The organism is Variovorax sp. 350MFTsu5.1, from assembly GCF_048302515.1.
GTDB classification, from domain to species: Bacteria; Pseudomonadota; Gammaproteobacteria; order Burkholderiales; family Burkholderiaceae_C; genus Variovorax; species Variovorax guangxiensis.
Map to the genome: position 1 here is coordinate 56,659 of NZ_CP157621.1, position 12,142 is coordinate 68,800.

A 12,142-nucleotide genomic window follows, 5' to 3' on the forward strand; every position below is an offset into this window, starting at 1 on the left:
GGTCGTTCAGGGCCTGCCTGGCTGGCTCGGCCCCGGACTCCGCCACGGCACACCTGCACCGCGCTGCAGCAACTCCGTCAGCGGTACTGGGCAAACGTGGCAGGCATCGCCGTGCCAGGGGAAGTCGATGGCGCGCAGCACTGCGTACTCTCGCATGCGGGCATGCGCGTGCGGGTCTGCGAGCAAGGCCGCGGAGGGGTGACACATCAGCACATCGCCAGTGCGTGCGGTGCGCAGCCAGCCATACAGCCGCGCGCGGTAGGCGTCGGCATTGCCGCCGAAGTCGTACACGCCCAGCAGTCCGCGGCTGTGGGGAATGCCGCGAGCGCACGCTCTTCTCTGGAGGGCTGGCCCACCGAGCGCGTGGATCACCCGGGCCTTCAGGCCCTCCCTGCGCAAGGCGCCGCCCGGCGCGGTGCTGCGAAGCCAGGGCAGCGAGGTCGAATAGCGCCTGGAAATTTCCTCGAGCAGCAACTCGCGCACCACCGGGAATTGATGGACATGCCGGTGACCGTCGATGAAGGCGGGCTGGCGTCCCATGGCGTCCTCGAAGCGCGTCAGCTGGTCGCGGATGTCGGCCCGCAGTCCCGCAGCGAACAGCGTTCGCGTGTAGGCCTGCGCGAGCAGGCGCGCGAGGCCGGGCTCGGGCCCATCGGCGCTCGCCGGACGCGTGAGATCCAGGTGCAGCCCGACGTCCAGCCGTGCCGGGGTGAGCGAGCGCAGCGTCCGCGCACCGCTCAGCCAGGCGCTGCGGCGCACCATGGCGCTGGTGGCGGAAATCTTGCCGCGCTGGGCCAGGTCGACGACTGCCGCATTGACGCCGGCGCTCAGGCCGAAATCGTCCGCGCAGATGCAGATTTCCTGCATGACGGTCGCCGCAACCTCCGTGGCCTCAGTCATTGCCGATGGCTGCGGAAGCCGTTGCCGCGGACGAGGAGCCCAGGCAATGGGGATCGCTGGTGGCACTGCCCGCGAAGCGCCATGCGGCGATGGCATCGTTGACCGTCACCAGCTGGGCGCGAGCCAGCCAGGCATTCGTGAGATGCGCGGTGTTCGGCCCGACGATCCAGGTGGGGCGCGGCACGCAGAGCCAGGGGGAGAGCCTGCTTCGATCCAACAACGTTGCCGCCGTGCGCGCGGGCTCGAAGCGGCCCGCGTCGGAGAACTCCTTGCGCCAGTTGTCGCGCGTGTCGCGGGCCGCGGCCTGCCAGTCGTCGGACACGAGCACCGGTTCGCGCAAGTTCCAGTAGAAGGGAATCTCGTAGAAGTAGCGCTCGAGCATCAGCACCCGCTCTCCGGGCGCGATCGACATGCCGGTCGGCAGCCGCAGCCGTGTGCCCGGCGGCACGGAATAGATGGCCATGGCCACCACGCAGGTCACGCACACCGCGGCGGACGCGAGCGCGGTCGCGCGCAGCGGGGTCCGCAACGCATCGGGCGAGCGGCCGGCGGACACGCGCCGCGTGATCAGGTACGCGAGCGGCGGCAGCGCCGGCAGCACGTAGCCCACGAGCTTGGAGCGCGGCATCGAGAAGAACACGACGATCACCGCGAGCCAGATCCACATGAGCCGATCGACGTCGCTGTTCCCGGAATGCGCATCGTCGTCCTTGCCGCGCGGCACCAGCAGCCAGCCGAACCACGGCAGCGTGAGCCCCGCCAGCACCGGCAGGTAGAACCAGAAGCCGTTTTCGTTGTTGAAGCCCGACGACGCAAAGCGCCGGAAATGCTGCTTGATGACGAAGTAGTCGAAGAAATCGGGGTACTTCATCTGCATGGTCAGGAACCAGGGGCCGGCCACGGCGAGCAGCACGGCCCAGCCGGGCAGCCACAACGCGAGCCGCAGTGCCAGCGGCAGCCGGCGTGTCGCGCTGCTCCAGATCACGATCACCATCGCGGGCAACACCAGGCCGATGAGGCCCTTGGCCAGCAGGCCGGCCGCCGCGAACAGATAGGCGCCCGCCAGCAGCATGCGCCATGGTTCCTCGCGCTCCCTGCTCAATGCCGCGCCCGCCGCGAGCAGCACCGTGCACGCGATACACCCGGCCACCAGCATGTCCAGGTTGGCGAACTGCGCGCCCAGGAAGAAAAAAGGCATGGTCGCCAGCACCACGGTGGACAGCAGCGCGACATGCGCCGCCGACCAGCGGCGAAGGAAAAGGTACAGCGCCGTTGCACCGGCGACTGCACCCAACACCGAAGGCAACCGTGCCGCCCATTCCACCGGCCCCGTCACCGACATCGCAGCGGCGCCGATCCAGTAGAACAGCGGCGGCTTGTGAAAGAAGGGCAGGCCGTCCAGCCGTGGCACCAGCCAGTCGCCGGAGCGCAGCATCGCCAGCGCAACGCCGCCGTAGCGGCCCTCATCGGGTGCCATCAGGGGGCGCACCCACGCGGTGGCCAGCAGCCATGCGAAGAGCGCGAGGAGGAGCCACAGCGGCCGGGGTGACATCCAATTCGCGGAACTCGCGCGCTTCATGGCTTGCCGGCGCGCAGGCCGCTCCCGTGCTCGCGGCTCACGACGTACAGCGGTCGGCCCTTGACTTCCTCGTAGATGCGCGCGATGTACTCGCCGACGATGCCGGTGGAGATCATCTGCACGCCGATGAAGAACATCAGGCTCACGACGATGGTGGTCCAGCCGGAGACCGGGTTGCCGAACAGCAGGTAGTCGATGCTCACGTAGAGGCCGTAGCAGAAGGCGGACAAGGAAAACAGCAATCCGACCACGCTGACCAAGCGCAGTGGCCAGGTGGTGAAGGCCGTGAGGCCGTCGATGGCCAGGCGCACCAGGCGCTGTGCGTTGAAGGTGCTCGTGCCCTGCGCGCGCGGCGCTGGCGTATACGGCATCGCCACCGCGCGAAAGCCAACCCAGGCATACAGGCCCTTCATGAAGCGGCTGCGCTCGGGCAGGCTCAGGAGCGCATCGACCACCTTGCGGTCCATCAGGCGGAAGTCGCCCGCGTCCTTGGGAACGGCAAAGCGGTCCGAGGTGTCGAGGAGGCGATAGAAGAGCTTGCTGCCCAGTTGCTTGAAGCGGCTTTCGTCGCCGCGCTCCTGTCGCACCGCGTACACCACTTCGGCGCCTGCCGTCCATTGGGCGATCATCTTGTGGATGAGATCGGGCGAGTGCTGCAGATCGCCGTCGAGCAGCACCACCGCATCGCCGGCAGCGGCCGCCAGGCCTGCGGTGAGCGCGGCTTCCTTGCCGAAGTTGCGCGACAGCGAGATGCAGCGAAAACCCGAGAGCTCGCACCAGGCGCGTGCGACCTCCGCGGTGTCGTCGGTGCTGCCGTCGTCCACCACGATGATTTCCCAGCGCAGCTTGGTGGCCCAGAGGATTTCCTCGAGGCGGGGCAGCAGGTGCCGAAGGTTGGCGCCTTCATTGAAGCAGGGAATGACGCAGGAGATGCCAGGCGTCTGCAGCTCCAATGGCGCACGTGCCTGCGACCGTGCCTGCGAAGGTGCCTTCGGGGCGTCGGTGTCCCCGATGGCCCTGGCGGCCGCGACGCCTGCGGCTTCGGTCTTCGTGGGCGAGATCATGAATGCCTCCATGACGAACCCGACGCCTGATGCGTGAGCGAACCGGGGGCCGCCCGCAGCGTGAGGAGGCGAAAGAGCCGGCGACCGACGGCAGCGATGCCGGCCACCGCGGCGCCGAGCACCAGACCCGCGGCGATGTCGAGCGGGAAATGAACCCCGACATACACGCGAGCCCATCCGGTGATGGCCGCCAGCGCCAGAAGCGGCACGCCGGGCTTGCGCAAGCTGGGGCTCAGCATGAAGCCAAACGCCACCATGAACATCACCGCCGCATGCGTGCTCGGCAGCGAGCCGCGCGCGGAATGCGCGATGTAGACCGGCGCCAACCCCAGCACGAAGGGGCGGGGCACATCGAGCGACGCGGCGATGGCGTGCGACAACAGCGACGTGAATCCTGCCGCAGCGGCCACCATGCACAGGTAGGCGCGGTCGCCGCGATGCCGCCACAGCGCGACCGCGACGATGAGTGCGCCCGGCCAGCTGGCCCAGAGCGCGAAGGCCGAGGCGATGGAAAGCACCCACGGCGTGGGACGGCTGCCGGCGGCGAGCCAGTGAAAGAGCGTGAGGTTCAGCGCATCCATGGCGCTGTTCCGCAACGGAGGAACGAAAAGACGGGCGCAGGAGGGCACCCGGTGCGGCATGCGCACCTGCGGGAACTGGACATGGTCAAGACCTTTCGATGAGGAAGGACCGCCAGGCTGCGGCTGCGACGGGACGCGTCACGAGGCCATGGCGTTGTCGTGCGGGATCGCGCAGCGAGCCGGTGCGACGCGCGCGGCGTCGTTCGCTCGCTTCTCAGTTGGCGGAAGGTGGTGCCGTGGTCGGTGGCAGTCGCCTCCAGCGCATCGCGACAGGCGCAGCGCCGCCGTGCGTCGGTGCTCCACGGTCGCGCGCAGGATCGGCACGATCGGCACGACCAGCCGCGCCATTGCAAGCACCAGTGGCAGCATCGCCAGCCCCATGGCCATGAGGCTGTTCAGCGCGAGGCTGAATGCGTCGGGATGGTCGATGCTCGCCGAAGTCTGCGCGAACCCGATGGTCTCGCGGCCGCAGGCATGGTCGGCGCGATCGCCGGCTTTGAACCGCACGGCTTCGCTGGCGACGTGCAGCCTGAGCATCGGCTCGTCCCGCGGGCCGTCGCAACGGTAGTGCGCCGCAATGGAAGGCAACAGCACGACCCGGGCCATGCCCGCCCGGCACCATCGCGTCGCTGCTGCCGTCGTTGACGTACCGCAGCTCTGATGCCATTGGCAGCGCCTTCACCCCTGCGTGGATTCGCGCATGCAAGGCGTGCAGCAGCCGCTCTTGAAGGTTGCGGGGGACACTGATGTTCAGCTGCAGGCCGGCGTGCTGTCCGGTCGGGGCGAGGGACGGAGGACGGATGCTCATGGCGCCGCGCACGTCTCAGAAGAGCACGAACATCGGCGTCACCAGGCGGGTGCCCAGCGCATCGGCCAGCGCGACCACGCCCACGAGCCACACGAACCAGACGACATCGCCGGCCGTGCGATGGAAATGCCGCGGCCGCACCTCGCAGGCGTCGGGTTCACGGTAGAGAACGATCGAGGGAAAGAAGCGGGGCGTGCGTTCGCAGTATGCCTCGAACGCGGCGCCGAACTTGTTGCGCAGAAAGGCTTCCTCGCTGGCGATCACGCAGGGATACACCGCCGCAAAGAACAGCCCCGCGGACAGCGCGAAGCTCACGCTGCGGGTGGACAGACCCAGGCCCAGGAAGCCCAGCAGCGAAAAGAAATACTGCGGGTTGCGGGTCATCGAGTAGGGCCCTTCGCTCACCAGTTCGTCGTTCTTGCGGCCGCCGATGTAGAGCGCGCACCAGAGTCTTCCGACGATCGCGAAGCCGATCAGCATGAGGCCGATCGTCAGCAGCACGTTGCCCATCAGCCGGTCGGCGAACACGCGCTCGGTCAGGAGCAACGCCACCAGTGCGAGCAGCCAGAAGAGCCGCGAGATGGCGCTGTGGTGACGGGCGATGAAGACGGCAAGGGGCATGGCGTGGGCTGGAAGAGGCTGGAAGGGGGTGGAAGGGGGTGGAAGGAGGAAGTGGCCGGGATGCTAGGCATACGGTCGTGAACGAAAGATCAACGTGCCGCGCTGATGCCCCTGGGGGTTTGTGCGTTGACATTTGCTTCACGCCAGGCTTCCTACGATCGCGGCCCCTTCTACTGCCAAGCCGTGCCCTGACCTCATGAACCTTCCCCGTACCCGGTGGCGCCTGCCCATCGCCAGTACCTTCGCGCCGATCGGCTGCGCGCCGCAGCCGGCGCATCCGCCACCCGCACTGAACGCGCCGTTTCCCTGGCCGATCGGGGCCGCCGAGGGCTCAGGCAATGCACCCGACGAACACAGGTGGCGCGCCCTGCAGGATCCCGCCGTCGATGCGTTGGTCGATGCGGCACTGGCCGGCAGCCCTGCGCTCGCACAGGCACTTGCCCGCGTCGACGAAACCCAGGCCGGGTTGAGCCGACGCACCCCCTGATTCTTTCAACCCATGCCTGGACGCGGATCTGCCACCTCGGGCCCACGTTCGATTCCACGAGGCGTCCTCTTTTTTACCCACCGGAGTATTCATGAGCGTTTTCAGTTCCACCGTTGCCTTGCGGCCCGTTCCGCGCCTCGTTCACGGCGTGGTTGCATTGGCATCACTGATGGCCTTGCCCTCGGCATGGGCCGACCTGCTGGGCGAGCAGACAGGGCCGAAGGAAACCCGGTTCGGCCTCGGTCTCGGTTTCATGGCCAACACCAAGCCGTATGCCAAGTTCGGCAACGACACCGGCGCGCTGCCGATCCTTGCGGTCGAGAACAACTGGCTCAGCATCGCCGGTCCGCGCGCCGACCTCAAGCTCTATGCCGTCAACGGACTGTCGCTGCGGTTGCGCGCGGCCTATGGTGTCTCGGACGGCTACAAGGCCACGGACGCCGTGGTCCTTCGGGGCATGGCGGAAAGAAAGTCTTCCGGTTGGCTGGGCGTGGCCGCGCTCTGGCGCACCGACGTCGCGACCTTCTCGGCCGAATGGCTGCGTGCCTCGAGCCAGAGTAAGGGCCAGACGCTCAAGCTGTCCGTCGAGCGCGACTTCCCGGTGACCAGCACCTTCAGCCTCACGCCCCGCGCTGGCGTGGTGCGGTACGACAAGAAGTATGTGGACTACTACTACGGCGTGCGCCGCGAAGAAGCGGCGTTCAACCGGCCGGCCTACGCCGGCAGCGCCGTCACACAGGCCGAGCTCGGCCTGCGCATGACCTACGACATCGTGCCGAAGGCGCAGAGCGTTTTCCTCGACGTGAGCGTCACCTCGCTCGGCAAGGGCATCAAGAACAGCCCGCTGGTCGACCGCTCCAGCACCAGCAGCGTCAAGCTCGGCTACCTCTACAGGTTCTGATCGACATGCCGTCGTCGTTCAAGCCATGCGCCGGCATCCTGGCGGCGGCGCTGCTGGCGGGTTGCGGATCCGGCGGCGGCATCACGCAGGCGTTCGCTCCTGTCACCGCGCCTGCGTCGGTCCCCGCACCGGCCGCTGCACCCGCACCTGCGGCACCGGTGATCGCCCCCGTAGTTCCCTTCGCGCCGGGTGTGTTCAAGGGCCCCGGCGCGACGGGCACCGCGTTCAAGGTGATGGCCGCGCGGCCGGCCGGCTGGCCGATCCGGCGAATCGCGATGCGGCCAATCGCGATGCGGCGATTGCGATGTTGCTGGTGTCCTGGCCCGACATGCCGCGTTCGATGACCGAGCGGCGGGCAGCGAGCAGGCCGGCATGGTGAATTTCACGCACGCTCCGGCGGGCCCCTGCAGGCCTGGCGGCGTGGCACCGGCCTCCAACGGGGGCAGCGCGCCGGCCGAAGTCACGAGCCACGCCGGCCCAGCCCGCCCAGCTACCTCGTGGTGCCGCAGTGCAGGCCCATTCCCGTGCGGTCGGGTCTGCGTTGCCAGGGGCTGCGATTGGCTGCAAAGTCCGGGCGCATCGCGCATTCGCACCGAGGAAAGTGTTTCATGAGAGTTCTTTTGCTGGAAGACAACCCGGCCCTGGCGGGCACCCTGTCCGACTACCTGGAGGTGCAGGGCTGCGAGGTCGACCTGGCCTTTCACGGCCAGGCCTTCCTCGACATCGCGCAGGCCGCGACCTTCGATGCCTACATCCTGGATGTCGCGGTGCCTGGCATCGACGGCCTGCAGGTGTGCGAGCGACTGCGCCGTGGCCACCGCGACGACACGCCCGTCATCTTCCTGACAGCGCGCGATACGCTGGAGGACAAGAAGGCCGGCTTTGCGCGCGGCGGGGACGACTACCTCGTCAAGCCCTTCGAGATGGAAGAGCTGCTGTGTCGCATCCAGGCGGTCACCGCGCGCGGGCGGCGGCCGCAGGTGTCGACGCAGACGATCGGCGACCTGGTGATCGACCACGGCGCCGGCACGGCCGCGCGCAACGGACGCCGCATCAAGCTGCACGAGCTCCAGCTGCGGGTGCTCAAGATCCTGGTGGCGCGCGCGCCCGACGTGGTGGACCGCAGCTTGCTGGAGAAGGAAATATGGGGTGAAGACGTGCCCGACAGCGATCCGCTGCGCACCCACATCTATCGCCTGCGCAGCGCGCTGTCTGCACCTGGCGAGAAGCCGTTGATCGAAACCGTGCATGGCAGGGGGTGGCGGTTTGTCCCGTAATCTGCATTTTCAACGCCGGCTCTCGCGCGTTTTCGTGAGTTTCGCCGCGGTCACGAGCCTGCTCTACGGATTGCTGGTTTACGTGGTCGCGCAAGCAACCGAAGAGTTTCTGTTGCGGCGCTACGTGGGTGCGGTCCTCGAGTGGGCGATGAAGGATCTGGCGCAACAGCCGGCGGCCGGCCTGCCGCGGGCGAGCAACCTGGAGCGCCTGCAGGTCCTCACCAGGGAGTCGCACGGCACGGCCCGCCCGACCTTGGCCGAGGATGTGGCCCGCCTCTACGTGCGCGCGTCGCCTAACCTGCCGGCCTGGGCGCGCGACCATGCGCCGGGCATCCACCGGCGCTTGGACGTCGACGCCGACGGCTCGATGGTCGGCGTCGCATCGCTGGACGGTGGCCAGGATGCGCTCTACGTCATCGTCGACGGCGACGGCCTGCTCGACATCGACCAGCTCGAACCGTACCTGCTCGTCGCGCTGCTGCTGATCGGCGGCGCGGTGACGGCGCTGGGCGGGTTCACCGGCAAGGTGCTGGCGCGCCAGCTGGCGCAGCCGCTGGTCACGCTGACAGAGGAAATCGATGCGCACGGTGAAGGGCCTGCCGTGTTCTCGGGCATCCAGCGCGCGGACGAGATCGGTGCGCTGAGCCGCGGCTTTACCGGCCTGGTCGACCGGCTCAGCGGCTTCCTGCAGCGCGAGCGGGAGTTCACGCGCTTCGCAAGCCATGAATTGCGCACGCCGGTGGCGGTGTTCAAGAACAACCTTTCGCTGCTGCGCGTGACCAGCGATCCGGCGGTGCGCGAGCGGGCCCTGTCGCGCATGGCGCAGAGCGCGGAAGAGATGGAGGCCCTGGTCGCGACCTTTCTCGCGCTCGGCCGCGAGGCGTCGGAAGGCACGCTCCAGAGCCGGCAGCTGCGGCTGCAGGCGGACGTCGAGCGTGCGCTGGCGTATCTCGCGCCGGTGATCCGGCAACGCCGGCTGACGGTGGCGCTCGACGGGGACGGCGAGGCGACCGTGTCGGCGCCGCCCGAGCTGCTCACCGTGCTGGTCGACAACCTGCTGCGCAATGCGGTGGCCTATGCGGCGACGCATATCCGGATATCGCTGCGGCACGGTGCGCTGGAGATCTTCAACGATGTCGATCGCGATGTGCCGTCGTCCACCGGCTACGGCTTGCAGATCGTTGCTCGCTTCTGCGAGCGGCAGCAATGGACGTACACGCGCGAACAGGGCGATGCAGCGCACACGATGCGCATCGCGTTCACGCACGGGGATTGAGTGCGAAAGGGTGTGACAGCAGTCACACCTGAACCTGGGGCCGATGGGGGCGTTGTTGCATAACCCTGCGAGATTGGTCTCCGATCGTGGTCAGGCTGGACAGATGAGCAAGCCACCGCGGGGAAGTTTTCCACAGGACAGCGAAAATCCGGGCAGCGCATTGAGCGCGATCTGCCTGCGCTTTGCGGCCTGTCGGCGTAGTGGCCGCAGCGTGAGCTCTCATGGCGAAGCCTGCCCCAACTAATCGAGCGCCTTTGAGCGGGCGTGAAGCGCCGCCGCAACCATTGCATGTCATCTTCCAGGAAGCTATATACGGCCGGAATCACGAGCAGGCTCAGGAAGGTCGAGGTCATCAACCCGCCGATGACGACGACGGCCATGGGAACGCGAAAGCTCTGATCACCCCCCAGTCCCAAGACCACCGGAATCATGCCGCCGCCCATGGCCGTCGTGGTCATGACGATGGGGCGCGAGCGCTTGCGGCAGGCATCGAGAATGGCCTCCGTGCGATCCATGCCGCGGTCACGTCGTGCAAGGATGATGTAGTCCACGAGCAGGATCGAGTTCTTCGTCGCGATCCCCGTCAACATGATCAGGCCGATCATGGAAGGCATTGACAGCGCGGAGCCGGTGACCCATAGCGCGAGCATCGCTCCTGGTACGGAAAGCACCAGAGCCGCCTGGACCGTTCCCGGTTGTACAAAGTCCTTGAGCAGCAGCGCCAAACCATGTAGATGCACAGCACGCCAGTCAGCATCGCCATTCCGAAGCCAGCCGCGAGCTCCTTCATCTCCTCGGCTTCGCCGAGTTCACTGCGCATGACGCCGGGCGGAAGCTGGGATTCAGATCCCGCCATCGGCCGACGAACCCGTACATGGACCGGGCCGCTTAAGCACCGACCTGGTCCGCATGCTGCGTCGCTTAACGAGTCAGGAGCCGCAATGGCGGATCGTCCCGACGAAGCAAAACTTATCCCCGGCGACATCGCGCCGACCACGTGCCGGAGATTCACATCAACAGCGCCGCTTGGCGGCGCTAGATCCTGTGGTGGTTCGCACCGATGCGATGAGTCCCTCTGACCAGCCGAACCCATGGGAGGTTGATCTGTTCGAATGCTCGGCAACTATCGTCAGATGGCCGCGCACGCACCGCGAAGCAGATCGGCTGCCGCTTGAGTCTCCGTCCTTTCCATATGGCCGTAGCCTATCAGGACCTCGGCGGTTTCGCCGCCGAAGTCGGTGACTGTTTGCAGCACGACCCCTCGCGCTTTCAGCTCCTTGGCTAGCTTCCGATCCAACTCCTTACGCCCGAGCGTCAATAAGAAATGCAGTCCGCCCTCAGTGCCGCGCACTTGCAGTTCAGGACATGATTGGCGAATGGCGGCAAGTAGACGATCACGTTGGGTGGCGTGGTGACGCCTGACGCGGCGCAGATGTCGTTGAAGCTCTCCAGAGGCCAGCATCCACTGCAGCGACGCCTGCACGGGCCAGCTCGCGTGCAAGCCTTGTGCGGCGATAGATGACGCCAGCGCATCTGCCACGCGCTGTGGGGCGGCGATGAATCCGATCCTCAATGCTGGGCTGATGGATTTGGCGAACGTGCTGACCAAAACGGTTTGACCAGCAAGGGTCGCGGCCAGCGGAGCGTGGTTCTGTCCTTCGTAGATGAATTCGTGGTCGTACTCGTTCTCGATGACAAGCGTTCCCGCCTTCGAAGCAAGAGCTGCAAGCTCCGCGCGGCGCAACCCTGAAAGGCGCCCGCCCAGCGGGTATTGATTCGCGGGCGTCAGATGAAAAACGCTGGGAGCGGTGTTCGCGAAAGCCTCCTTGACGATCGCGCCTTGCTCGTCGATAGGCACGCGCACGATGGTGCCGCCCGCTAACTCAAACGCGTCCAGCGCGCGCGAATAGCCGGGGCTTTCCACGGCGCAAAGGTCTCCCGGCCGCACGAGCGTCCGCGCAAGCAACTCCACCGCGCTTCCAGTGCCCTGAGTGATCACGATCTGCGTCGCTTCGTGTCGCGTACCGCGGTGCCTGCGCAGCCATGCAGCGATCGCTTCACGCAGTGTGAACAGACCTTGAGGATCCCCATACCCCGACGGCGGAAGATTCCGCCCGGCCTCGCGGCACGCTGAACGCCACACATCCAAGGGGAGCAGTTGAGTGCCGCTCTGACCCAATCGCCAGTCCTGCGACACCGCACCGGGCGTGGTGGACGTTGAGGGCAAGCGCCGCACGATGCGAGGAAGCGAGGTTGCTGGCTGCAGGACAGCCTTGGCTTGCCGCGCCACAAAGGTGCCGAGCCGTCCACGGCTTTCGAGCAATCCCTCCGCCGTGAGGTCGGCGTAAGCGTCCACCACCGTGTTGCGACCCAGTCCAAGCTGACTTGCGGCATCCCGCGTCGGAGGCAGCCTAGAGCCGGGAGGCAGGCGCCCATCGCGTATCGCTTGCGAAAGCGCCAAAGCCAATTGGGTATTCCGAGCTTGGGATGTGTTGGACATCTCCAGTGTCGGGAGCACGGAAGCCGCGATGTTCGGCATCAATTGGTTGCTCAATTTAGGAAGAAATTGGAGCTTAACAAGCAACCAATGAGCACGCAAACTTTCGAGCATGCAGATCGGACCGTCGCGGACCTGACTCGGAGCAACC

Annotated in this window: 11 protein-coding genes and 1 pseudogene; 4 read left to right on the plus strand and 8 right to left on the minus strand. The window is 66.9% G+C overall.

Annotated elements, in window-relative coordinates; translation table 11 throughout:
- Positions 1-6: 6 nt before the first annotated feature.
- The 6 genes from ABL843_RS31675 to ABL843_RS31700 form a co-directional block, all read right to left on the minus strand.
- Complete coding sequence (locus ABL843_RS31675) at positions 7-900, minus strand: ChbG/HpnK family deacetylase (protein WP_369662841.1); 894 nt, start codon at positions 898-900, stop codon at positions 7-9.
- The gene (locus ABL843_RS31680; protein ID WP_369662842.1) at positions 893-2,452 is read right to left on the minus strand and encodes an ArnT family glycosyltransferase; all 1,560 of its coding nucleotides are present in this window, start codon (positions 2,450-2,452) and stop codon (positions 893-895) included. Before ABL843_RS31680 ends, ABL843_RS31675 begins: the two co-directional genes overlap by 8 nt.
- A gap of 23 nt (positions 2,453-2,475) precedes the next feature.
- A complete protein-coding gene (locus ABL843_RS31685) occupies positions 2,476-3,543 on the minus strand; it encodes a glycosyltransferase family 2 protein (protein WP_369662843.1) in 1,068 nt (355 codons plus the stop codon).
- Positions 3,540-4,124, minus strand: a complete 585-nt coding sequence (locus tag ABL843_RS31690) for a phosphatase PAP2 family protein (protein WP_369662844.1) — start codon at positions 4,122-4,124, stop codon at positions 3,540-3,542. The genes ABL843_RS31685 and ABL843_RS31690 overlap by 4 nt, the downstream gene beginning before the upstream one ends.
- A gap of 138 nt (positions 4,125-4,262) precedes the next feature.
- Positions 4,263-4,730: a hypothetical protein gene (locus ABL843_RS31695; protein ID WP_369662845.1), complete on the minus strand. Its 468-nt coding sequence runs from the start codon at positions 4,728-4,730 to the stop codon at positions 4,263-4,265.
- A gap of 217 nt (positions 4,731-4,947) precedes the next feature.
- Positions 4,948-5,553 (minus strand): methyltransferase family protein, encoded by a 606-nt coding sequence (locus ABL843_RS31700; RefSeq protein ID WP_369662846.1) that lies wholly within the window; start codon positions 5,551-5,553, stop codon positions 4,948-4,950.
- 196 nt (positions 5,554-5,749) lie between these two features.
- Between ABL843_RS31700 and ABL843_RS31705 the strand changes: the two genes are divergently transcribed.
- From ABL843_RS31705 to ABL843_RS31720, 4 genes are all read left to right on the plus strand, one after another.
- The gene (locus ABL843_RS31705; RefSeq protein ID WP_369662847.1) at positions 5,750-6,040 is read left to right on the plus strand and encodes a hypothetical protein; all 291 of its coding nucleotides are present in this window, start codon (positions 5,750-5,752) and stop codon (positions 6,038-6,040) included.
- Between the two features lie 91 nt (positions 6,041-6,131).
- Positions 6,132-6,941 (plus strand): MipA/OmpV family protein, encoded by an 810-nt coding sequence (locus ABL843_RS31710; protein ID WP_369662848.1) that lies wholly within the window; start codon positions 6,132-6,134, stop codon positions 6,939-6,941.
- A gap of 608 nt (positions 6,942-7,549) precedes the next feature.
- Positions 7,550-8,218, plus strand: coding sequence for a response regulator transcription factor (locus ABL843_RS31715; protein ID WP_369662850.1), 669 nt, complete (start codon positions 7,550-7,552; stop codon positions 8,216-8,218).
- On the plus strand, positions 8,208-9,494 hold the full coding sequence (locus ABL843_RS31720) for a sensor histidine kinase (protein ID WP_369662851.1): 1,287 nt from the start codon (positions 8,208-8,210) through the stop codon (positions 9,492-9,494). The genes ABL843_RS31715 and ABL843_RS31720 overlap by 11 nt, the downstream gene beginning before the upstream one ends.
- A gap of 272 nt (positions 9,495-9,766) precedes the next feature.
- Here the strand turns inward: ABL843_RS31720 and ABL843_RS31725 are convergent.
- Positions 9,767-10,332: pseudogene (locus tag ABL843_RS31725) on the minus strand (efflux RND transporter permease subunit); the annotation flags it as partial.
- Between the two features lie 291 nt (positions 10,333-10,623).
- Positions 10,624-12,105, minus strand: coding sequence for a PLP-dependent aminotransferase family protein (locus ABL843_RS31730; RefSeq protein WP_369662852.1), 1,482 nt, complete (start codon positions 12,103-12,105; stop codon positions 10,624-10,626).
- Positions 12,106-12,142: the final 37 nt, after the last annotated feature.

Coding starts and splice junctions, on each gene's coding strand:
- ABL843_RS31715 (WP_369662850.1), top strand. CDS start 7,550: ATGAGAGTTCTTTTGCTGGAAGACAACCCGGCCCTGGCGGGCACCCTG.
- ABL843_RS31700 (WP_369662846.1), bottom strand. CDS start 5,553: ATGCCCCTTGCCGTCTTCATCGCCCGTCACCACAGCGCCATCTCGCGG.
- ABL843_RS31705 (WP_369662847.1), top strand. CDS start 5,750: ATGAACCTTCCCCGTACCCGGTGGCGCCTGCCCATCGCCAGTACCTTC.
- ABL843_RS31675 (WP_369662841.1), bottom strand. CDS start 900: ATGACTGAGGCCACGGAGGTTGCGGCGACCGTCATGCAGGAAATCTGC.
- ABL843_RS31685 (WP_369662843.1), bottom strand. CDS start 3,543: ATGATCTCGCCCACGAAGACCGAAGCCGCAGGCGTCGCGGCCGCCAGG.
- ABL843_RS31710 (WP_369662848.1), top strand. CDS start 6,132: ATGAGCGTTTTCAGTTCCACCGTTGCCTTGCGGCCCGTTCCGCGCCTC.
- ABL843_RS31680 (WP_369662842.1), bottom strand. CDS start 2,452: ATGTCACCCCGGCCGCTGTGGCTCCTCCTCGCGCTCTTCGCATGGCTG.
- ABL843_RS31690 (WP_369662844.1), bottom strand. CDS start 4,124: ATGGATGCGCTGAACCTCACGCTCTTTCACTGGCTCGCCGCCGGCAGC.
- ABL843_RS31695 (WP_369662845.1), bottom strand. CDS start 4,730: ATGGCCCGGGTCGTGCTGTTGCCTTCCATTGCGGCGCACTACCGTTGC.
- ABL843_RS31730 (WP_369662852.1), bottom strand. CDS start 12,105: ATGCTCGAAAGTTTGCGTGCTCATTGGTTGCTTGTTAAGCTCCAATTT.